Origin of the sequence: Branchiibius sp. NY16-3462-2, from assembly GCF_001594145.1 — a bacterium.
In the GTDB taxonomy this organism is placed as follows: domain Bacteria; phylum Actinomycetota; class Actinomycetes; order Actinomycetales; family Dermatophilaceae; genus Branchiibius.
In genome coordinates this window covers 24569-46381 of sequence record NZ_LVCF01000033.1, presented here as the reverse complement: position 1 = coordinate 46381, position 21813 = coordinate 24569, and the positions used below count along the sequence as shown (strand labels likewise).

22 protein-coding genes are annotated in these 21813 nt (G+C 68.2%); 19 read left to right on the top strand and 3 right to left on the bottom strand.

Annotation, left to right across the window (positions count from 1 at the left end; genetic code table 11):
- Positions 1-48 precede the first annotated feature (48 nt).
- From AZH51_RS08965 to AZH51_RS08920, 10 genes are all read left to right on the top strand, one after another.
- Complete coding sequence (locus tag AZH51_RS08965) at positions 49-804, top strand: YebC/PmpR family DNA-binding transcriptional regulator (RefSeq protein WP_291523388.1); 756 nt, start codon at positions 49-51, stop codon at positions 802-804.
- Positions 805-976: 172 nt separating this feature from the next.
- Positions 977-1498 (top strand): crossover junction endodeoxyribonuclease RuvC, encoded by a 522-nt coding sequence (gene ruvC / locus AZH51_RS08960; RefSeq protein WP_291523386.1) that lies wholly within the window; start codon positions 977-979, stop codon positions 1496-1498.
- Complete coding sequence (ruvA, locus tag AZH51_RS08955; protein ID WP_291523384.1) at positions 1495-2091, top strand: Holliday junction branch migration protein RuvA; 597 nt, start codon at positions 1495-1497, stop codon at positions 2089-2091. The genes ruvC and ruvA overlap by 4 nt, the downstream gene beginning before the upstream one ends.
- A complete protein-coding gene (gene ruvB, locus AZH51_RS08950; RefSeq protein ID WP_291523382.1) occupies positions 2092-3198 on the top strand; it encodes a Holliday junction branch migration DNA helicase RuvB in 1107 nt (368 codons plus the stop codon).
- Positions 3199-3330: 132 nt separating this feature from the next.
- Positions 3331-3786, top strand: coding sequence for a preprotein translocase subunit YajC (yajC, locus tag AZH51_RS08945; protein WP_291523380.1), 456 nt, complete (start codon positions 3331-3333; stop codon positions 3784-3786).
- A 3-nt stretch (positions 3787-3789) separates the two neighbouring features.
- Complete coding sequence (gene secD / locus AZH51_RS08940) at positions 3790-5754, top strand: protein translocase subunit SecD (RefSeq protein WP_291523378.1); 1965 nt, start codon at positions 3790-3792, stop codon at positions 5752-5754.
- Complete coding sequence (gene secF / locus AZH51_RS08935; protein ID WP_291523376.1) at positions 5754-6905, top strand: protein translocase subunit SecF; 1152 nt, start codon at positions 5754-5756, stop codon at positions 6903-6905. Before secD ends, secF begins: the two co-directional genes overlap by 1 nt.
- 6 nt (positions 6906-6911) lie before the next feature.
- A complete protein-coding gene (locus tag AZH51_RS08930) occupies positions 6912-7430 on the top strand; it encodes an adenine phosphoribosyltransferase (RefSeq protein ID WP_291523374.1) in 519 nt (172 codons plus the stop codon).
- 48 nt (positions 7431-7478) lie between these two features.
- A complete protein-coding gene (locus AZH51_RS08925; RefSeq protein ID WP_291523372.1) occupies positions 7479-9875 on the top strand; it encodes a bifunctional (p)ppGpp synthetase/guanosine-3',5'-bis(diphosphate) 3'-pyrophosphohydrolase in 2397 nt (798 codons plus the stop codon).
- Between the two features lie 161 nt (positions 9876-10036).
- On the top strand, positions 10037-10285 hold the full coding sequence (locus AZH51_RS08920; protein ID WP_291523371.1) for a hypothetical protein: 249 nt from the start codon (positions 10037-10039) through the stop codon (positions 10283-10285).
- On the opposite strand, the gene AZH51_RS08915 is transcribed toward AZH51_RS08920, so the two are convergent.
- Together AZH51_RS08915 and AZH51_RS08910 are read right to left on the bottom strand one after the other, a co-directional pair.
- On the bottom strand, positions 10282-11553 hold the full coding sequence (locus tag AZH51_RS08915) for a M18 family aminopeptidase (RefSeq protein ID WP_291523370.1): 1272 nt from the start codon (positions 11551-11553) through the stop codon (positions 10282-10284). The two genes, AZH51_RS08920 and AZH51_RS08915, sit on opposite strands and share 4 nt — an antisense overlap.
- Positions 11554-11555: 2 nt before the next feature.
- Positions 11556-12926, bottom strand: coding sequence for a DUF349 domain-containing protein (locus AZH51_RS08910; RefSeq protein WP_291523368.1), 1371 nt, complete (start codon positions 12924-12926; stop codon positions 11556-11558).
- A 121-nt stretch (positions 12927-13047) separates the two neighbouring features.
- On the opposite strand from AZH51_RS08910, the gene AZH51_RS08905 reads away from it, so the two are divergent.
- Positions 13048-13740: an MBL fold metallo-hydrolase gene (locus AZH51_RS08905; protein WP_291523366.1), complete on the top strand. Its 693-nt coding sequence runs from the start codon at positions 13048-13050 to the stop codon at positions 13738-13740.
- Positions 13741-13753: 13 nt separating this feature from the next.
- The gene (gene hisS / locus AZH51_RS08900) at positions 13754-15097 is read left to right on the top strand and encodes a histidine--tRNA ligase (RefSeq protein WP_291523363.1); all 1344 of its coding nucleotides are present in this window, start codon (positions 13754-13756) and stop codon (positions 15095-15097) included.
- Here the strand turns inward: hisS and AZH51_RS08895 are convergent.
- Positions 15086-15709, bottom strand: coding sequence for a hypothetical protein (locus tag AZH51_RS08895; protein ID WP_291523361.1), 624 nt, complete (start codon positions 15707-15709; stop codon positions 15086-15088). The two genes, hisS and AZH51_RS08895, sit on opposite strands and share 12 nt — an antisense overlap.
- Positions 15710-15794: 85 nt before the next feature.
- Between AZH51_RS08895 and xerD the strand changes: the two genes are divergently transcribed.
- The 7 genes from xerD to cmk all read left to right on the top strand — a co-directional run bounded on the left by xerD (position 15795) and on the right by cmk (position 21799).
- Positions 15795-16715 (top strand): site-specific tyrosine recombinase XerD, encoded by a 921-nt coding sequence (xerD, locus tag AZH51_RS08890; RefSeq protein ID WP_291523441.1) that lies wholly within the window; start codon positions 15795-15797, stop codon positions 16713-16715.
- Between the two features lie 69 nt (positions 16716-16784).
- Complete coding sequence (locus tag AZH51_RS08885; protein ID WP_367188038.1) at positions 16785-17639, top strand: ParA family protein; 855 nt, start codon at positions 16785-16787, stop codon at positions 17637-17639.
- A gap of 14 nt (positions 17640-17653) precedes the next feature.
- Entirely contained in the window at positions 17654-18577 is a 924-nt protein-coding gene (locus tag AZH51_RS08880) for a ScpA family protein (RefSeq protein WP_291523438.1), read from the top strand.
- The gene (gene scpB / locus AZH51_RS08875; protein WP_291523359.1) at positions 18570-19166 is read left to right on the top strand and encodes an SMC-Scp complex subunit ScpB; all 597 of its coding nucleotides are present in this window, start codon (positions 18570-18572) and stop codon (positions 19164-19166) included. Before AZH51_RS08880 ends, scpB begins: the two co-directional genes overlap by 8 nt.
- A complete protein-coding gene (locus tag AZH51_RS08870) occupies positions 19163-20044 on the top strand; it encodes a pseudouridine synthase (RefSeq protein ID WP_291523357.1) in 882 nt (293 codons plus the stop codon). Before scpB ends, AZH51_RS08870 begins: the two co-directional genes overlap by 4 nt.
- Before the next feature lie 8 nt (positions 20045-20052).
- Positions 20053-21117, top strand: coding sequence for a prephenate dehydrogenase (locus tag AZH51_RS08865; protein ID WP_291523355.1), 1065 nt, complete (start codon positions 20053-20055; stop codon positions 21115-21117).
- Complete coding sequence (gene cmk, locus AZH51_RS08860; RefSeq protein ID WP_291523353.1) at positions 21110-21799, top strand: (d)CMP kinase; 690 nt, start codon at positions 21110-21112, stop codon at positions 21797-21799. The genes AZH51_RS08865 and cmk overlap by 8 nt, the downstream gene beginning before the upstream one ends.
- Positions 21800-21813: the final 14 nt, after the last annotated feature.

Sequence of the window (21813 nt, the reverse complement as noted above, 5' to 3'; positions counted from 1 at the left end):
CGGCGCGGATCGGCCGGCGCGCGATCACGAGGAAGCGGTGTCAGGGACATGAGTGGTCACTCCAAGTGGGCGACAACCAAGCACAAGAAGGCGGCGATCGACGCCAAGCGCGGCAAGTTGTTCGCCAAGCTGATCAAGAACATCGAGGTCGCGGCCCGCTCCGGCGGCGGCGACCCGGCGGGCAACCCGACGCTGTACGACGCCATCCAGAAGGCCAAGAAATCCTCGGTCCCCAACGACAACATCGACCGCGCGGTCAAACGTGGCTCCGGTGCAGAGGCCGGCGGCGCTGAATACCTCGCGCTGACCTACGAGGGCTACGCGCCCGGCGGGGTGGCCCTGCTGATCGAGTGCCTCACCGACAACAAGAACCGCGCCGTGGCCGAGGTGCGCACTGCCCTGCAGAAGAACGGCGGCTCGATGGCCGACAGCGGCTCGGTCGCCTACCTCTTCCACCGCAAGGGCGTCGTCCTGGTGCCCAAGGAGGGCAAGAGCGAGGACGACATCCTGGAGATCGTCCTCGACGCAGGCGCCGAGGAAGTCAACGACCTGGGGGAGTCCTTCGAAATCGTCTCGGAGGCAACCGATTTCGTGGGCGTCCGCGAGGCGCTGCAGGCGGCGGACGTTGACTACGACTCCGCCGAGGCATCCTGGCTGCCCACGATGGAGGTCCCGCTGGACGTCGACGGCGCGAAGAAGATGTTCCGCGTCATCGAGGCTCTCGAGGACAGCGACGACGTGCAGAACGTTTACGCCAACGGTGATGTGTCGGATGAGGTCCTGGCGGAGCTTGAAGAGGACTGACGACGCTGGGTGAGCCGGAGGTTGTGGGCGAGCTTGCGAGCACGCGGCCGGAGAGCGAGCACAAGGAGTCGGTCCAATTGGGCACGACTGAGTCGGCGCGTCGCTGACCCGTGTGGGCCGCCTGCCCAGGTAGCGTGAAGCGAACACCTGTTCGTATCGATGGGAGTGGCGCGTGCGAGTTCTCGGGGTCGACCCGGGTCTGACCCGATGTGGGCTGGGCGTGGTCGAGGGCGGGCTCGGGACGCCACTTCGGTTGGTCGAGGTGGGTGTGGTGCGTACGCCGATCGACCAGGAGCCGGCGCTGCGGCTGCTGACGCTGCAGACCGAGATCGACGACTGGCTGGAGCGGCTCCGCCCGGACGCGGTCGCGGTCGAGCGGGTCTTCGCCAAGGCCAACATCAAAGGAATCATGGGCACCGCGCAGGCGTCGGCCGTCCCGATGCTGGCGGCGGCCCGGCGCGGTCTGCCGTTGGCGATGCACACGCCATCGGAGGTCAAAGCGGCCGTGACCGGTAACGGCCGGGCCGACAAGAACCAGGTCACGGCGATGGTCACGCGCATCCTGCGGCTGCAGGTCGCGCCCAAACCGGCGGACGCGGCCGATGCCATTGCCCTGGCCATCTGTCACCTGTGGCGGGGCGCTGCGCAGGACCGGATCGCCCAGGCCGTCGCCATGCAGCGGGCCGCGCGATGATCGCATCCCTGTCCGGCACGGTGCTGTCCGCAGGACTGGACCATGTCGTGGTGGAGGTCGGGGGAGTCGGACTGCTGGTTCACACCACTCCCGCGGCGGCGTCGTCGACGCGTGCCGGCGCCTCGGTGCGGTTGTCCACCTCACTGGTCGTGCGGGAGGACTCGCTCACCCTGTTCGGCTTCGAGACCGCTGCCGAGCGCGACCTGTTCGAGCTGGTGCAGACGGTCTCCGGGGTCGGACCCCGCCTGGCGCTGGCCATGCTTGCGGTGCACGCACCGGACCCGTTGCGGTTGGCCATCGCCGGCAGCGACGTCACCACCCTGACCAAGGTCCCCGGCATCGGCAAGAAGGGTGCCGAGCGGATCGTCCTGGAACTCAAGGACAAAGTCGGCGCGCCCGCGGGCCAGGCGGGCGCCGTACCCTCCGTTGCTCCTGCCCTCACCACCGATCAGGACCAGGTCGTCGAGGCCCTCGTCGGGTTGGGGTGGAACGCCAAGCAGGCCGGTGACGCGGTCGCAGCGGTCACCGCGGAGACCGACGGACTGGACGTCGCCGAGACACTGCGGGCGGCGCTGCGCCGGCTGGGGCGATAGATGGACGAGTACGACGACTCCTTCCAGGACGGCTCGATCGACGCGACCGCCCGGGTCGTCGATCCCGGCGGCAACGACGACGAGCGCCGGGTCGAGGCGGCTCTGCGACCCAAGCGGCTGGCCGATTTCCCCGGTCAGCCCCGGGTCAGCTCCCAACTCGCGCTCGTCCTGGAGGCTGCGCGGCGCAGGGGCGCCCCGCCGGACCACGTGCTGTTGTCCGGACCGCCCGGGCTGGGCAAGACCAGCCTGGCCATGATCATCGCCGCCGAGCTGGAGCAGCCGATCCGGATCACCAGCGGCCCGGCGATCCAGCACGCCGGTGACCTTGCGGCGATCCTGTCCTCTCTGGCCGAGGGCGAGGTGCTGTTCCTGGATGAGATCCACCGGATGGCGCGCCCGGCCGAGGAGATGCTCTACCTGGCGATGGAGGACTTCCGGGTCGACATCATCGTCGGCAAGGGGCCCGGCGCCACCGCCATTCCGTTGCAGCTGCCGCCGTTCACGGTGGTCGGGGCCACGACCCGGTCCGGTCTGCTGCCGGCGCCGTTGCGCGACCGGTTCGGTTTCACCGGGCATCTGGACTACTACTCCGGCGCGGATCTGGCCACGATCCTGCACCGCAGCGCCGCCCTGCTCGGCGTGGACGCCACACCGGACGGCATCAGTGAGATTGCCTCCCGCTCCCGCGGCACCCCCCGCATCGCCAACCGGTTGCTGCGCCGGGTGCGCGACTACGCGCAGGTGCACGGCAACGGGGTGGTCGACCTGGATGCCGCCCGTACCGCCCTCGCGCTGTTCGACGTCGACGTCAGCGGTCTGGACCGCCTGGACCGGGGCGTCCTGGAGGCGTTGTGCAAGCGGTTTGCCGGTGGCCCGGTCGGTCTGACCACCCTGGCCATCGCCGTCGGTGAGGAGCCGGACACGGTCGAGACTGTCGTGGAGCCCTACCTGGTGCGCGAGGGTTATCTGGTGCGTACGCCGCGGGGCCGGGCCGCGTCTGACAAGGCGTGGGAGCATCTGGGTCTGACCCCTCCCGAGCCCACGTTGCCGACCTCCGCGGGCACCCCGACGTTGCCGTTCGGAACCGACGAGGGCCGCTTCGGCTGAACCGGTGCGGGAACCGAAGTTGGGTGGGTCACGTTGCTCACCTAGACTCGGGCGTCGGTGCCCCTGCATCAACCGGACCGGTTGGCGCGGGTGTCGCGCCCGGCACGACCACGACGTAAGGACTTGGACTTCATGCCTTTCTTGGCGACCGCCGGCTCCTCCTCCGGAGGCGGATACGGCAGCTACCTGATCCTGTTGCTCCCTTTGGTGCTCCTGGGCTACCTCTTCTGGACCCAGCGCAAGCGGCAACGGGCCACCCAGGAGCAGCAGGCTGAGATCACCGTGGGCAGTGAGGCCGTGACCACCTCGGGCATCTACGGCACCGTGACCGCCGTCCAGGACCCGGTGATCTCCCTGGAGGTCGCGCCCGGGCTGACCCTGCACGTCGATCGCCGCGCGATCCTGCCCCGGGCCGCCCTGGGCGGGCGTCCGCGGGCCGGTGTGGTTCCCCAGATCCCCGCGGGCCGGTACGGCGAACTGCCGGCCGGTGCCCCCGCGGCCCCGGTGCAAGCGCCCGAGCAGGGCACGACGTACGGCCAGGCGGTCGACCAGACCGACCAGCCGGGACAGTCGCAGGACAAGGACTGATCAGTGGCAAGTAACGCCCGGCGCTCCATGCTGGGGCATCCCAAACGCACGCTGCTGAGCCTGCTGGCACTGGCAGCAGTGCTCTTCCTGGGCATCGGTGCGACCGTCGCCTGGGGCAACCCGCAGGGTCAGTGGACCCCCAAGCTCGGTCTGGACCTCGAAGGCGGTCGGCAGATCATCCTGCAGCCGCAGGTCGGCAAGGGTCAGTCGGTCAACTCCGGGCAGATGCAGCAGGCGGTCGACATCATCCGCAAGCGGGTCGATGCGACCGGTGTCGCCGAGGCCGAGGTGACCACCCTGGGATCGGACAGCATCGTCGTGTCCATCCCGGGCGACCCCTCCGAAGACATCCTGAACTCGCTGGCCCAGTCCTCCCAGTTGGCGTTCCGGGCGGTCATCGCCACCACCCAGATCACCAACGAGCAGATCACGCCCACGCTGCCGACCCCCTACACGCCGACGCCTACCGGAACGGCCACTCCCTCGGCCAGTCCCACCGCGGGTGCGACCGCCGGGCAGAGCGGTGGCGCCGAGGCACCGACCAGTTCGGCCAACGCCGCGCTCCCGCAGGCTTATCCCGCCGCCACCAGCACGCCCACCCCGACGACGACCCCGGCCGCAACGAGCACTCCGGCGGCCACGCCCACCGCGTCGGGCACAGCCACCTCCGGGACGGCTGCTGACAGCACCAAACCCAAGAACGCCAGTGACACCGCCTGGGAGAGCCAGCCGGTCGCGCAGTACTGGATCGACACGGGTTACGTCACCAAGGGGCAGACCTACAACCAGTTGTTCACCACGTTCTCCTGCACCAACACCAACCCCTCGGTCGGCCCGACGGCCACCCAGTGGCGGGAAGCCGCGGCCTCCGCCCCGCTGGACCAGCCGAGTGTGGGCTGCGACGCGGGGAACAAATACCTCATGGGCCCCTCGGAGGTGAACGGAGCACAGATCTCCGACGCGACGTACGGCCAGAAGACCAACTCCGCCGGCCAGGCAACCGGTGAAGTGGTGGTCAACCTGTCCTTCAACAGCGCCGGCGCCAAGGCGTTCGGGGACGTCACGACCCGCCTGGTGTCCTTGCAGTCGCCGCAGAACCAGTTCGCGATCACCGTTGACGGCCAGGTCATCTCGGCCCCCACCGCCAACGAACCGATCACCAACGGTCAGGCCCAGATCAGCGGGTCGTTCACCCAGGACAGTGCCAAGACCCTGGCCGACCAGTTGAAGTTCGGTGCGTTGCCGTTCTCCTTCAGTCAGGTGTCCTCCGAGCAGATCAGCCCGCAGCTGGGTTCCGACCAGCTCAAGTGGGGTCTGATCGCCGGTCTGATCGGCCTGGTGCTCGTGGTCATCTACTCGCTGTTCCAGTACCGCGCGCTTGGTCTGGTCACCGTCGCCTCCCTGGCTGTCGCCGCGCTGCTGTCCTACGGGGCGGTGACCTTCCTGGGCTGGGCGAACAATTTCCGCCTCACGATGGCTGGTGTGACCGGTCTGATCGTGGCGATCGGTGTCACCGCGGACAGCTTCATCGTCTACTTCGAACGAGTCCGCGATGAAGTGCGTATCGGCCGGCCCCTCCGGGCGGCGGTCCAGACCGGATGGGCCCGGGCGCGCCGTACGATCATCATTTCCGACGCGGTGAACTTCCTGGCCGCAGCGGTGCTCTACATCCTGTCCGAGAGCAACGTGAAGGCATTCGCCTTCACCCTCGGCCTGACCACGATCATCGACCTGATCGTCGTCACGATGTTCACCCACCCGGTGTTGACGCTGCTGTCGCGCACCGAGTTCTTCGGTGGCGGTCACAAGTGGAGTGGCTTCGACCCCGAGCGACTCGGGGCGCGCACGGTGACCTACGCCGGTCGCGGCCGGGTGACGATCGCGGACCGTAAGGCCGCCGAGCGCGCCGGCGCCGGGGACGCTGACAGCGATGCGGATGCGGTCGCTCCGGCAGGAGGGAACGCCTGATGGCCAGTTTCGCGAAGTTCGGTAACGACCTGTTCACCGGTCGCCGGCAGATCGACTTCATCGGCAAACGCCGCCGTTGGTACCTCGTCAGCCTCGTGCTGATCGCCCTGGCACTGATCGGCATCTTCGGCCGCGGACTGAACTTCTCGCTGGAGTTCACCGGTGGTTCCGAGGTCCGGGTGGCCTCGGTGAGCTCGGCACAGATGGCCGACTACGACCAGCGGGCCCGGGACACCGTGCGAGAAGCTACCGGCTCTGACGACAACCTGATCATCACCAAACTGGGTGACAACACCGTGCGGGTGCAGTCCGAGAAGCTGGGCAACGGCTCGGCCGCTGCGACCGAACAGGTGCGGTTAGCACTGTCCAAACAGTTCCAGGTCCCTGAGAGTTCAGTGACCACTCAGTTCATCGGCCCCTCGTGGGGGGAGACCGTGACCCGCAAGGCGATCATCGCGTTGATCGTCTTCCTGGTGCTGGTCTCGGCGGTTCTGGCGATCTACTTCCGTACCTGGACGATGGCGGCCGCCGCGGTGATCGCCCTGTTGCACGACCTGATCATCACCGTCGGTATCTATGCGTTGACCGGCCTGGAGGTCTCACCGGCCACCATGATCGGGTTCCTGACGATCCTGGGTTACTCGATGTATGACACCGTGGTGGTGTTCGACAAGGTCCGCGAGAACACCCAGGACGCGGCCCGGACCGGACGCCGTACGTACGCCCAGGCGGCCAACTACGCGGTCAACCAGACCTTGGTCCGCTCGATCAACACCTCGGTGGTCGCCCTGTTGCCGATCGCGGCACTGCTGGTCGTCGGCTACTTCTTCATCGGCCCCGGCACGCTGCTGGACCTGTCGCTGGCGTTGTTCATCGGTATCGCCGTGGGCACCTACTCCTCGATCTTCGTGGCGACCCCGGTGCTGGCGTCCTTGCGCAGCCGCGAGCCCGCGATCAAGGAGCAGGACCGCCGGGCACTGGCCTACCAGGCGGCCCAGTCCAAGGCGTTGGACGAGGTGGGTGGTGAGCACCGCAGTGCCGAGTCGATCTCCGGTGTCATCGAGCCCGAACAGGAGAAGGCGGTCGCGAGCGCGCAGTCCCGCGCCCGCACCCGACGCGACATCCACCCCCGGGCCAAGCGGGAGGACTGACCGGCAATGGTCAAGGAGCTCATCCTGCAGCACACCCGGGACGTCGCCGACTTCCCTGAGCCGGGGGTTCAGTTCAAAGACCTCACGCCGCTGTTCGCATCGCCCGACGCCTTCCGATCGGTCGTGGCCGACATCGGCTCGCGATATGCCGACCGGGTCGATGTCGTCGTCGGTATCGAGGCGCGGGGCTTCATCCTCGCGGCACCGGTGGCGATGGAGATGGACCTGCCGTTCGTGCCCGTACGCAAGGCGGGCAAACTCCCGGGTCCCACGCTGCGGCAGGAGTATTCGCTGGAGTACGGCACCGCGACCATCGAGGTCCACTCGGACGCGCTGCTCGCCGGTCAACGGGTGCTGCTCCTGGACGATGTGCTGGCCACCGGCGGCACGGCCGCGGCCGCGGCGAGCCTGATCGAGCGCACCGGCGCGTGTGTCGCATCCATCGAGATGCTGATGGAGTTGGGCTTCCTGGACGGCCGGGCCAAGCTGGCCGGCTACGACGTCAACGCCATCGTGTCGGTGTAGGGCACTGTTCGGTCACGGGCTGGTTGAGCGGGCAACTAGACTCTTGTCATGACAGATGCGGGACGCGCCGACCGCGGACAAGGTACGCCGGCCGCCGCCCGCGTGCGTAACCGCCTCGTGCGTCTGGGTCAGCCCCGCACCAGCACCAATCGGGTCCTCGAACCCCTGTTGCGCACAGTGCGCGCGACGCACCCCAAAGAGGACCTGTCGGTCATCGAGCGCGCCTACGAGGTCGCCGAGCGGGCGCACCGCGGACAGATGCGCAAGAGCGGCGATCCCTACATCACCCACCCTCTTGCGGTATGCACCATCCTGGCTGAGCTGGGCATGACTCCACCCACGCTCGCCGCTGCCTTGTTGCACGACACCGTGGAGGACACCGACTACTCGTTGGAACGACTGCGTGCCGACTTCGGCGACGAGATCGCCGGCATGGTCGACGGGGTCACGAAGCTGGACAAGGTCAGCTACGGAGATGCCGCGCAGGCCGAGACCGTCCGCAAGATGGTCATCGCGATGGCCAAGGACATCCGGGTCCTGGTCATCAAGCTGGCCGACCGGCTGCACAACGCGCGCACCTGGCGGTATGTCTCCCAGGCCTCCGCGCAGCGCAAGGCGACCGAGACCCTGGAGATCTACGCCCCGCTGGCCCACCGCCTGGGCATGAACACCATCAAGTGGGAGTTGGAGGACCTCTCGTTCGCGACGCTCTATCCGAAGGTGTACGACGAGATCGCCCGCCTGGTCGCCGAGCGCGCCCCCGCTCGGGAGGAGTACCTGCGCAGCGTGCGTGAGCAGGTGACCGCGGACCTGCGCGCTGCGAAGATCAAGGCAACCGTCACCGGCCGGCCGAAGCACTACTACTCCGTCTACCAGAAGATGATCGTGCGGGGCCGTGACTTCGAGGAGATCTACGACCTGGTGGCCGTGCGTGTCCTGGTGGAGTCGGTGCGCGACTGCTACGCGGTGCTGGGCACCTTGCACACCCGATGGAGTCCCTTGCCCGGGCGGTTCAAGGACTACATCGCGATGCCGAAGTTCAACATGTACCAGTCGTTGCACACGACGGTCGTGGGTCCCGAGGGCAAACCGGTGGAGATCCAGATCCGCACGTACCAGATGCACCGCCGTGCGGAGTACGGCGTGGCGGCCCACTGGAAGTACAAGGACGACGCGCGCAACGCGGCCGCCGGCATCGACAGCAGCGACAACAAGTCCGGGTCCCTGAACGAGATGGCCTGGTTGCGCCAGCTGATGGAGTGGCAGCGGGAGACCGCCGATCCGGGGGAGTTCCTGGATTCGCTGCGCTTCGACGTGGGCTCCCGCGAGGTCTACGTCTTCACGCCCAAGGGCGCGATCATCGGACTTCCCGCCGGGTCGACTCCCGTGGACTTCGCGTACGCCGTGCACACCGAAGTCGGGCACCACACCATCGGGGCACGGGTCAACGGCCGCCTCGTGCCGCTGGAGTCCCCGCTGGAGATCGGTGACTCGGTCGAGATCCTCACCTCCAAGGCGGACAACGCCGGACCGAGCAGGGACTGGCTGTCCTTCGTGCGCAGCCCCCGGGCGCGCAACAAGATCCGGCAGTGGTTCTCCAAGGAGCGTCGCGAGGAGGCCATCGAACGCGGTAAGGACGGGCTGGCCAAAACGCTGCGCAAACAGGGCCTGGGCATCCAACGGCTGATGTCCCCGGATTCGATGCGCCTGGTCGCCGACCAACTGCACTACGCCGATATCGACGGCCTGTACGCCGCGGTCGGTGACGGCCACGTCTCTGCCGAGCACGTCGTCAGCCAACTCGTCGCCGCACTCGGGGGAGAGGACGCGACCACCGAGGATCTGGCCGAGGCCACCACACCCACCGCTCCGCGCTCGATCCGCACCCGCGGCAGCGACCCCGGCGTCACCGTCGTGGGCGCCGACGACGTGTGGGTCAAGCTCGCCCGGTGCTGCACACCCGTGCCCGGTGACGACATCATCGGGTTCGTCACGACGGGTAACGGGGTGTCGGTGCACCGCCGCGACTGCGTCAACGCCCAGCAACTGCTCAAGCAGCCCGACCGGATCATCCCCGTCGAATGGGCGCCGTCGTCCGCCAGTGTCTTCCTGGTGCAGTTGCAGGTCGAAGCGCTGGACCGCAACCGGTTGCTGTCCGATGTGACGCGGGTGCTGTCGGACCAGCACGTCAACATCCTGTCGGCCAGTGTGGCTACCAGCCGTAACCGGGTTGCCATGTCCCGCTTCACTTTCGAGATGGGTGACCCCAGCCACCTTGATCACGTCATCAAGGCCGTGCGCAAGATCGACGGAGTCTTCGACGTCTACCGGATCACCGGTGGTGTGCACCGCCCGGCTGATGGCGACGAGGTCGATCACGTCACGGGTCAGCCGGCCGACGAGGCGAACCGACCGACGGTCGCGGGTGAACCGGTGGACCGCTGAGCAATAATCAGCCCCTGCGCCGGGTCAGTGCCGCCGACGTCGTCGATGTCTTTGTCTACGTCGTCGTCCTGAACCTGGCGATCGAGTATTTCCCGCAGGTCGTTTCCGAGTCGTTCACCCTGTCGCTGCTGACGGCGATCCTGCTCAAGCTCGTCCTGGAAGTGGTCGTTGCTCTCAAGAACCGGGTGAAGGCCCGGTTCAAAGCCGCAACGTCCCCCGCGGGGAAAGTCGTTGCGGCACTTGGCTTGTGGGCGTTGCTGTTCGGCAGCAAGTTCGTCGTCCTGGAACTGGTCGCCCTGGTGTTCGCCGGTCACGTCAAGCTGGGTGGGTTCTTCGCCGTGACCGGGCTGATCCTGGTGCTGATGTTTGCCAGATCTGCGGTGCGCCGCCTGCTGGAGGCAGAGGGCTAGGACAAAAAGGCGGTCAGTGCGGCGGCGTACATCTCCTGGTCGGCCACACCGGTCACCTCTCGCACGGAGTGCATCGACAGCATCGCCGCTCCGAAGTCGACGGTGGTGACTCCGGTCAGCGCCGCGGTCATCGGACCCACCGTCGAACCGCACGGCAGATCAGAACGCACGACGAACTCCTGGCACGGAACGCCGGCGCGTGCGCAGGCGTCCTTGAACGCCGCCGCACCGACTGCGTCGGTCGCGTAGCGCAGGTTGGTGTTGATCTTCAGGACCGGACCGCCGTCGATCGCGATCTGGTGTTGCGGCTCGTGCCGGTCGGCGTAGTTCGGGTGGGTCGCATGGGCCATGTCGCCCGAGGCGACGATCGACCCGGCCAGGGCCACATGCAGATCCTCCCTGCCTCCACCGAGTGTCAGCACGATGCGCTCGAGCACCGTCATCAACAGGCTGGAGAAGGCGCCGCGCTCGGACATCGAGCCGATCTCCTCATGGTCGAACAGCGCGATCAACCGGGTTCCCGGGTGGCCCATCGGCTGCTCGACCGCCGCGATGAGCGCTTCCGTGGCGGCGTACGCCGTGGCCAGGTTGTCCAGCCGGCCGCTGGCCAGCAGTTCCTGGTCGCGACCGATCAGGGCCGGCGGTTGTGCGTCGTGGGTCATCGCGTCCCACGCCAGCACATCGCCCGGATCCACACCAACCAATGAGGCGAGGTACGCCGCGAAGTCGCCGGGCGTCGTACCCAGACCCCAGTGCGGGGCCAGGTGCTGCTGGGCGTTGAACTGCTCACCCTCCTTGACCGACCGATCCAGGTGGATCGCCAGCCGGGACACCCGCATGATCGGCTCATCGACCTGGAACAAGCGCTCGTCGCGTCGAAGGTAACCATCGTTGACCACGACCCGCCCGGACAGACCCAGGTCGCGGTCCAGCCAACTGTTGATGATCGGGCCGCCGTAGACCTCCACGCCCAACAACTGATGGCCCGCTCGGGAGAAATCGGGCCGCGGCTTGATCCGCAGGTTGGGGGAGTCGGTGTGCGCCCCAACGATCAGGAAACCGTCGGAGGCCATGACCGCCTGCTCGGTGGACCAGGCGATCAGCGAGCCGCCCCGGCGGATGAAGTACCGGCCGCGTTCGCGCTCCCACGGCGCGATTTCCATCAGTTCCTGGAAACCGGCCGCTTCGAGCAGTCGTGCACTCGAGCGGGCCGCGTGGAACGGCGACGGTGAGTCTCGCAGGTAGTCCAGCAGGCCTTGTGTCGACATCCTCAGGAGTCCAGGTCGCCGGCGCTGGCCCGCACCTGCTCCAACCAGGCGCTGCGCGCTTCGAGGGCGTCCTGGAGTTCCTTGACCTTCTTGTCGTTGCCCGCGGCGACCGCCTTGTCCAACTGCTTTTGTACGTCGGCCAGGCCCTTCTCCAACTGCTCGACCATCGAGCGGGCGCGGGCAGTGATCTCCGGGTCGGTGCGCTTCCACTTGCTCTGCTCGGCGTCGCGGACGGCCTGCTCGATGCGGCGCATCCCGCGCTCGATGCGGTCCATGTCCTTGCGGGGCACCTTGCCGGCCGCGTCCCAGGCGTCCTGGATCGGGCGCAACGCCGCCTTGGCGGCATCGACGTCCTTGACCTTGCCGTCGGCGGGCACGATCTTCTGCGCCTTGGCCAGCAGGTCCTCCTTGACCTTCAGGTTGGCCTCGAACTCTTCGTTCTCGGCGGCGACCACTGCGTCCTTGGCGTTGAAGAAGGCGTCCTGGGCGGCCTTGAACTGGGCCCACAGGGCGTCGTCCTCGGAGCGTGAGGCGCGTCCGGCCTTCTTCCACTCGCCCATCAGCCGCTTGAACGCACCGGCCGTGGCGTTCCAGTCCGTGGACGTGGACAGTTGCTGGGCTTCGGCGACCAACTTCGTCTTCGCGGCCTTGGCCGTGCCGTGCTCCTGGTCGAGTTTGGCGAAGAAGTTACGCCGCGTCTTGTCAAAACCGTTGCGGGCGTGGCTGAACCGGGTCCACAAGGCGCTTTCGACGTCCTTGTCGAGCCGGGCACCGCTGCGCTGGGCGGTCTTCCACTCATCGAGCAGTTCGCGCATCCGGCTCGTCGCCGACTTCCATTGCATCCGTTCGGGCGCGGTGTTGGCGAGCGCCTCGGCCTCCACCACCAACTTCTCCCGGTCCTCCGCGGCCTGTGCCTTGGCGGCCGCACGGGCCTCACCCTCGACCTGACCTTTAACGGCAAGGGCGGTGGCGATCTGCTCAACCATGCCGTCCAGGGCCGCGAGGTCGCCCACGACGTGCGCATCGGCAACCTGGGTGCGTAGCGCGGCCAGTTGTTGCTGCCCGCTGGCAGTGGACAGATCCGTCTGGGTGACGCGCTGGAGCAGCAATCGCGCCGACCCGGCCAACTCGTCGTACTTGCGGGCAAAGAAGGCGATGGCCTCGTCCGGCGTCGCATCCGGGTAGGTGCCCACCTCGCGCTCACCGTCCGGGGTGCGCACCATCACCACACCCTCATCGGTCACCCGACCGAACGATGCCGCGTCGCTGGCGGGAGCCGCCGTGACGGTCGGCACTGCGGCTGCGACCGGGGCGAGGTTCGCCGGGGACGGCCGGGCGGCAGGTGGCGTGGGCTTGGGAACGTCGGGAGACATCGGGTGACCTTTGTGTCGGTGAAATAGCGCCTGCGGGGTACTCGCTTCCCCGCCGCCAGCCAGTCTAGGCCGGGCGTGGCCCCGCTCACCCGGGTTAGGCACTGCACTAGGCTCGGGCTCCGTGCTGGTGTACGCGATCCCTGCCCCCGTCTTCGGGACCAACTGCTATGTCCTGGGGACCGGCGTCGGGCAGGAATGCGTCGTCGTCGACCCGGGGATCGGGGTCTACGAGCCGCTGATGGACCTGCTGCGCGAGCAGAAGCTGAAGCCCACAGCCGTGTTGTTGACGCACGGCCACCTGGACCACACCTACAGCGTGACCCCGGTGTGCGGGGGCACGATCGGTGCCTACATCCACTCCGATGACCGCTACCGCCTAGTCGACCCGCTGTCCGAGGTCGGCCCGCAGTTGTTGATGGGACTGGAGCAGCAGTTCGGCCAGTGCGCGACGTGGACGCAGCCGGACGACGTACGGGAGATCGGGGACGGTCAGACGCTGGAGCTCGCGGGCCTGAGCTTCGACGTACGACATGCGCCGGGCCACACCGAGGGCAGCGTGATCTTCGGGCTGGGCGCCGTCCCGGACCAGGTCGCCGACTCCGGTCTGGCCCACACCGCCCTGTCCGGGGACGTCCTGTTCGCGGGGTCCATCGGCCGCACCGATCTACCGGGCGGCTCCCATCCCGCGATGCTCGAGTCGCTGCGCACCGTCGTGCTCCCGCTGGCGGACGAGACCCTCGTCCTGCCCGGTCACGGCGGCGCAACGACCATGGCGAACGAACGCGCCACCAACCCGTATCTGCAAGATCTGTAAGGACTTTCATCGCATGGCCACCAAGGTGACCCCCATCAGCGGCTTCCAGGAATGGTTGCCCGCCCAGCGCATCGCCGAGCAGTACGTGCTCGACACCATCCGTTCGGTCTTCGAACTGCACGGCTTCGCCTCGATCAACACCCGCGCCGTCGAGCCGGTCGAGCGGCTAGCCGGCCAGGGTGAGGACGCGGACAAGGAGATCTACGGCGTACGTCGATTGGCCGCCGAAGCGGGTGAGCCCACCGAGCTGGGCCTGCACTTCGACCTGACCGTGCCGTTCAGCCGGTACGTCGTGGAGAACGCCGGGAAGTTGACCTTCCCCTTCCGCCGCTACCAGATCCAGCCCGCGTGGCGCGGTGAGCGCCCGCAGCGCGGCCGGTACCGCGAGTTCATCCAGGCCGACATCGACATCGTGGATACGGGCGAGTTGCCGTTCCACTACGAGGTCGAGTTGCCGCTGGTCATCGCCGACGTCTTCGGCCGGTTGCCGGTCGGGGAGTACGTGATCCTGGTCAACAACCGCAAAATCTGTGAAGGGTTCTACCTCGGCCTGGGGATCGAGGACGTCGTGCAGACCCTGCGCACGATCGACAAGCTGGACAAGATCGGCGCCGACGGGGTGGCGAAGGTGCTCGCGCAACAGGGCCTGAGGGAGGAGCAGATCCGCCAGTGCCTGGCGTTGGCTGAGATCTCCAGCACCGACACCTCGTTCGCGGAGGAGGTCCGGGCGCTGGGGGTCAGCCACCCGCTGCTGGACGAAGGCCTCGAGCAACTCACGGCGATCATGGCTGTCGCCGGGGAGCTGGCACCCGGCGTACTGCGAGCGGATCTGAAGATCGCCCGCGGACTGGACTACTACACCGGCACCGTCTACGAGACGTTGTTGCTGCGCCAGCCCGAGTACGGCTCGATCTGCTCCGGGGGTCGGTACGACGCCCTGGCCTCTGACGGCAAGCGCACCTATCCGGGGGTCGGGATCTCGATCGGTGTCTCGCGGCTGCTCGGTCTGTTGATCGGGGAGGAGGGCCTGACCGCCTCCCGGGAGACGCCGGTCGCAGTACTCGTCGCCGTGAACGACGAGGAGCAGCGGACCGATTCGATGCGGATCGCGGCGGCATTGCGGGCGCGGGGGATCAATACCCTCGTGGCGCCCAAGGCGGCGAGGTTCGGCAAGCAGATCCAGTTCGCCGATCGACGCGGGATCCCGTTCGTGTGGTTCCCGGGCGCCGGCGAGGCCGGGCAGGACCAGGTCAAGGACATCCGCAGCGGTGAACAACGCGACGCCGACGCGTTGTCCTGGGCGCCGGCGCCGGAGGACCTGCACCCCACGCTGAACAGTCCGGACTCAATCGGCTGATACCCCGGCAACGGGGCGCCGCAGACCCAACTGGGCCAGGCGCAGATCGGCCAGTCCGCGGGTGGCTGCCGGGTCGCCCATACGCCACGCAGTCACCGGGTCGGGGTGCACGGCCAGCAACGAGGCTGGTTTCGAAGCCTCCAGCGCGTCCCAGGCCAGGAGGGCATCCCCGCCGGGCATCTGCAGGCGCCGCGAAGCAACCGACGCCCGGCGCACCCACGGCAGCCGTAGGCCGAGCCACAGCATGACGGCCACGAACAGCGAACTCAGCGCGATGGTCGCGGCCAGCAACCAGCCGAGGCGATCGATGTTGGTCGCGAACGTCTCGCCGGCCTCCCGGACGCTGACGCCTGCCCCGGCCGCGGCGTGGAACGGTTCCTGCAGGCTGGTGCCCACCAGCGGGATGTCGCCCGCCTTCTGCGCCAGCGTGCTCATCTGCTCATCGAAGGTCGACCCGCCGTCCCGCAGTTGCCGGCCGGCTTCGCCGAGGTCACGCATCCGAGCCCCGATGACCCAGGCCAGCCAGCACAACGCGACCGTCCAGATGATCAGCGCGACGTCGGTGACGATCTGGAGCGTTCGCCGGGTCGGGGTATTGGAGTACAGCGTCACGACAACCTCCTACGGGCTCCGGACACGCCGGATGAGTTGTGCTGCGAACCTAGCGCAGCAACGTCGACGGACAATGTGCTGCGTGGTGACCCTCCTCGAACGCGCGGCGAACGGATGGCTGGATCATCTGCGTGTCGAGCGGGGCGTGTCCGTGCACACCCTGCGTGCCTACCGGCGGGATCTGGGCCGGTACGCCGAGTACCTCACCACCCGTGGGGTGAACGACCCGGCAGCGGTCGCCGAACGCGACATCAGCGACTTCCTGGCGGCGCTGCGCGAAGGGGACGCCGACCACCCACCCCTGGCGGCCAGCAGCGCCGCCCGGACACTGGTCGCCGTCCGCGGGTTCCACAAATTCCTGGCGCTGGAAGGCGACGCACAGCAGAACGTCGCGGCCGCCGTACAACCCCCTCGTCCGCCGGCCCGGCTGCCCAAGGCAATCAGTATCGATGAGGTGGAACGGTTGCTCTCTGCGGCCAGCACCGGCGACACACCAGCCGCCCTGCGCGACCGGGCCCTGCTGGAGTTGCTCTACGGGGTCGGCGCCCGGGTCAGTGAGGCGACCGGGCTGGACGTCGACGACGTGGATCTGGAGCAGGACCTGGTGCGGGTCTTCGGCAAAGGTGGCAAGGAACGGCTGATCCCGTTGGGGCAGTACGCCAAGGAGGCCCTGATCGCCTACCTGGTGCGTGCGCGGCCGGTGCTGGTGGCGGCGGGAAAGGGCACCCCGGCGCTTTTCGTGAACCAGCGTGGCGGGCGGCTGTCCCGGCAGTCGGTGTGGAACATCATCCAGGCGTGCGGCCGGCGCGCCGACCTGAGGGCGCACCTGAGCCCGCACACACTGCGGCACTCCTTCGCGACCCACCTGCTGGACGGTGGTGCCGACGTGCGCGTGGTCCAGGAGTTACTGGGCCACGCCTCGGTCACCACGACGCAGATCTACACGATGGTCAGCGCCACCCACCTGCGGGAAGTGTTCGCGGCGGCTCATCCCCGGGCCCGGTGACGCGCTCCTTCCTGCACTAAGGTTGGCACGATCGGCGCGACGCCGAACGATCACGACCCGGGAGTGTTGGTGTCCAAGAAGGAGAAGCTCGGCCCGACCGGCCGCCCCTTACCGTCCTTCCCGATTCCGCAGCCGCTGGCGCAGCACGGCCCGGCGCGGGTCATCGCGATGTGCAACCAGAAGGGCGGCGTCGGCAAGACCACCAGCACCATCAACCTCGGCGCGGCGCTGGCCGAGTACGGGCGCAAGGTGCTGTTGGTGGACTTCGACCCGCAGGGCGCGTTGTCCGTCGGACTCGGGGTGCCGATCCACCAGCTCGACACCACCGTCTACAACCTGCTGGTCGAGCGCGGCCACGACATCCACGACGTCATCCAACCGACCAACACCCCCGGCCTGGACGTCCTTCCCGCCAACATCGACCTGTCCGCTGCCGAGGTGCAACTGGTCAACGAGGTCGCCCGGGAGATGGTGCTGGCGCGGGTCCTGCGTCCGGTCACCGACGAGTACGACGTGATCCTCATCGACTGCCAGCCCTCGCTAGGCCTGTTGACGGTGAACGCGCTGACCGCTGCCCACGGCGTGCTGATCCCGTTGGAGTGCGAGTTCTTCGCGATGCGTGGCGTCGCGCTGCTCATCGACACCATCGACAAGGTCACCGACCGGCTCAACCCGCGCCTGGAGATCGATGGGATCATCGCCACGATGTACGACGGGCGCACCCTGCACAGCCGCGACGTGCTGGCCTCGGTGGTAGATCACTTCGGGGACAAGGTGTTTCACACCGTCATCGGTCGCACGGTGAAGTTCCCCGACGCGACGCTGGCCGCGCAACCGATCACGGCGTACGCCTCATCGCACGGGTCGGCGGAGGCCTACCGGCAGCTGGCCCGCGAGCTGATCGCGCGCGGCGCAGCGGCGTGACCGAGACCGCCGGGGTGCCGACGGTGGCCCCGGACACCTCCGAGGCTTCGGGCGCTCCCGGCGCCGCGACGCCCGGTGGGGTCATCACCCGGCGCGGGGCAGCGCCGTTCGAGGTGCACCTGGACGTCTTCTCCGGACCGTTCGAGTTGCTGCTGGGACTGATCTCCAAACACAAACTCGACGTCACCGAGGTCGCGATCTCCCGGGTCACCGATGAGTTCATCGCGCACATCCGTGCCGAGCGGGAGAACTCGGCGTGGGATCTGGACCAGGCCTCGGAATTCCTGCTGATCGCGGCGACGCTGCTGGATATCAAGGCGGCCTCGTTGCTGCCGGGCAGTGGCGACCTCGACGACGAGGACCTGGCGTTGATCGAGGCGCGGGACCTGCTCTTCGCGCGCCTGTTGCAGTACCGCGCGTTCAAGGAGGTCGCCACCTTCCTGCAGGAGCGCTCTCAGGTGCACGGCCGGATGACCGCCCGGCAGGCCGGGCTGGAAGAGCAGTTCGCCTCGCTGCTGCCGGAGTTGATCATCACGATCACGCCAGAGCAGCTGGCCAGGATCGCCGCGCGGGCGCTCACCCCCAAACCGGTGCCGGTGGTGGGGTTGGAGCATCTGCACGCTGCCCAGGTGTCGGTGCGCGAGCAGGCGGCGATCGTGGTGGACCGGCTGCGCGTGGCCGGTACGGCGTCCTTCCGGGATCTGGTGCGCGACGCCGACAGCACGCTGGTGATCGTCGCGCGATTCCTGGCGCTGCTCGAACTGTTCAAGGAGGCCGCGATCGCCTTCGACCAGGAGGAGTCACTGGGGGAGTTGACCGTCCGCTGGACCGGCCACGAAGGCGCCGTGACGGTGAGCGACGAGTTCGATGAGTCCCCCGACGCGGCCGACGATTCGGCAGATCCGGCGTCGGCGCAGGACAATGGCAGCCATGAGTGAGGTGGCGCCCGACGAGGTCCTGGACCTGGCGGCCCTGCCCGGTGGGCGCCGTGCCGCGTTGGAAGCGGTGCTCATGGTCATCGACCAGCCGATCAGCGCGGCCGAACTCGCCGAGGCGCTCGATCTGGACGCGGCCGAGGTAGCCGCCGACCTGGAAGCCCTCGCGGCGGAGTACGCCGAGGCTGACCGGGGTTTCGCATTGCGCAGCATCAACGGTGGCTGGCGCATCTACAGCCGCGGCGACCTCGCACCGGTCGTGGAGAAGTTCCTGCTGGACGGACAACAGGCCAAACTCACCCAGGCCTCGCTGGAGACCCTCGCGGTCATCGCCTACCGGCAGCCGGTCTCACGGGCCCGGATCAGCGCGGTCCGCGGGGTCAACGTCGACGGTGTTGTGCGCACGTTGCTCACCCGCGGCCTGATCACCGAGGTCGGTGAGGACGGTGAGGGCGGTGCGACGCTGTACGGCACGACCACCTTCTTCCTGCAACGCATGGGTCTGTCCTCGCTGGACGAACTCCCGCCGCTGGCGCCGTATCTGCCGCCAGCCCACGTGATTGACGAACTGATCGAGCAAGGACACGGATGACGCCCCCCAAGAAGAAAGCACCCGGCGGCCGGGGCAAACCCACCGGGCGTTCCTCGGCGCCCCACCGCGGCGGCAAACCCACTGGCAAGCCCTCCGGTAAACCCGCGGCGACGCCCAAGAAGTCACAGCAGGTCGCCAAGGATGTCCACGACCCGGAGGGCGTGCGCTTGCAGAAGCTGCTCGCGGCCGCCGGTGTCGGCAGCCGCCGCGCCTGCGAGGAGTTGATCGTGGCCGGCCGCGTGATGGTCGATGACCAGGTCGTCACCGAGCTGGGTGTGCGCGTTGACCCCGACAAGCAGGTCGTGCACGTCGACGGCGACCGGATCCAACTGGATGCCTCCCGGGTCTACCTGGCCTTCAACAAACCGCTCGGTGTGGTGTCGACGATGAGCGACGACATGGGCCGCGACTCCGTGGGCCAGTTCGTCGACCAGCGCAAGGAGCGCCTCTTCCACGTGGGCCGGCTCGATGCCGATACCGAAGGACTGCTGCTGCTCACCAACGACGGTGAGCTGGCCAACCGACTGCAACACCCGTCGTACGGCGTGCCGAAGGTCTACCTCGCAACGTTCCGCGGACAGGCGCCCCGGGACATGGGCAAACGGCTGCGCGAGGGCGTGGAGCTCGAGGACGGTGTCGTCAAAGTCGACTCCTTCAAGGTGGTCGACTCGACGCCGGGCTGGAGCATGGTCGAGGTGGTCCTGCACGAGGGCCGCAAACACATCGTGCGCCGGATGCTGGAGACCGTCGGCTTCCCCGTCGAGTCGCTGGTGCGCACCCAGGTCGGCGAGGTCCGCCTGGGCGAGCTGCGACCCGGCAAACTGCGCCCCCTGACGAAGGCCGAGGTGGCCTCGCTCTACCGGGCGGCGGGCCTGTGAAGGTCCACGTGATCGGGACCGGTCTGATCGGCACCTCCATCGCGCTGGCCCTGACCCGGATCGGGGACGAGGTCACGCTCGAAGACCCCTCGCCCACCGCCGCCGCGCTGGCGGCCGACCTGGGCGCCGGCACCGTTGCCCGTCCCGAGCACCCTGACGTGGTCGTGGTGGCGGCGCCGCCGGACGTCGCTGCGAAGGTCGTCGAACTCGCGTTGCTCACCTGGCCGTTGGCCGTGGTCACCGACGTCGCGTCGGTGAAGGGCGCGATCCTGTCCGATCTGTTGGCGTACGGCGAGGCCGACCTGACCCGGTACGTCGGCTCCCACCCCATGGCGGGCAAGGAGCGTTCCGGTGCAGTCGCTGCCCAGGCCGATCTCTTCGAAGGCCGTACCTGGGTGGTGTGCCCCGCGCCGCACTCTGCTGTCTCCTCTGTCGACCTGGTCGCACGGCTGGCCGCCTCTACCGGTGCTGCGGTCGTGCAGATGCCGGCCGACGAGCACGACGCTGCGGTGGCTGCCGTGTCGCACGTGCCGCAACTGGCCGCGAGCCTGGTGGCTGCTCGTCTGCGCGAACTGCCGGACGGTGCAATTGCGTTGTCCGGCCAGGGGATTCGTGACGTCACGAGGATCGCGGCCAGTGATCCGCTGCTGTGGACCCAGATCCTGTCGGGTAACGCGGCGGCGATCGCGCCGGTCATCGACGACCTGGCTGACGACCTGTCCCGCGTCGCGCAGGCGCTGCGCACGCTCCTTTCCGATGACGACGGAAGTGGGGCGCGCGGCGTACTCGCACGGGCCATCGCCGACGGTCAACTCGGGCAGGCCCGGATCCCCGGGAAGCACGGAAGTGCGCCCACGACGTATGCCATCCTGACCGTCATCGTTCCGGACGAACCCGGCAGTCTGGCAAGGCTTTTCAACGACATGGGCGACGCGGGGATCAACCTGGAGGACCTGCGCCTGGAGCACGGGGTGGGCGCGAAGATCGGACTCGCGGAAGTCATGGTGCTGCCGGCGGTCGCCGACCGGCTGCGCGGCGTACTGGAAGAGAAGGGGTGGCGGGTCCATGACTGAGGGCCGGCTGATCGTGGCCATCGACGGGCCCTCGGGCACAGGCAAATCCAGTGTTTCCAAGGAGGTCGCGCGCCGCCTCGAGGTGGGGTACCTGGACACCGGAGCGATGTACCGCGCGGTTGCCTGGTGGTGCCAACACCAGGGCATCGACCTGGGCGACCAGGCAGCGGTCGCCCGCGCCGCCGAGACGATTCCGCTGGTGATGGGCACCCATCCCGACGACCCGCGCGTGAGCGTTGACGGCATCGCGATCGACCAGCAGATCCGCACCAGTGAGATCTCGGAGGTCGTTTCGGCGGTGGCGACCAACCTGGCCGTGCGCGCGACGATGAAGAAGCAGCAGCGGCAACTCATCAACCAGATCGCCGAGGCGACCGGGGGAGTGGTGGCCGAGGGGCGCGACATCACCACCGTCGTCGCACCGTTCGCCGACGCGCGGATCCTGATGACGGCCAGTGAGGAGGTCCGGATGGGTCGCCGGTCCAAGGAACTGGCGATCGACTCCGAAGCCACCCGGGCGCAGATCGTCGAACGCGACGCCAAGGACTCGACGGTCGCCCAGTTCCTCACGGCCGCAGACGGGGTCGTCACCGTCGACACCAGCGACCTGGACTTCGAGCAGTCGGTCGAGGCCGTGCTCGGCGCGATCGAGGCCAGTACCTCCGCGATCGCCGGGCGCTGACGATTTCGGGGCCC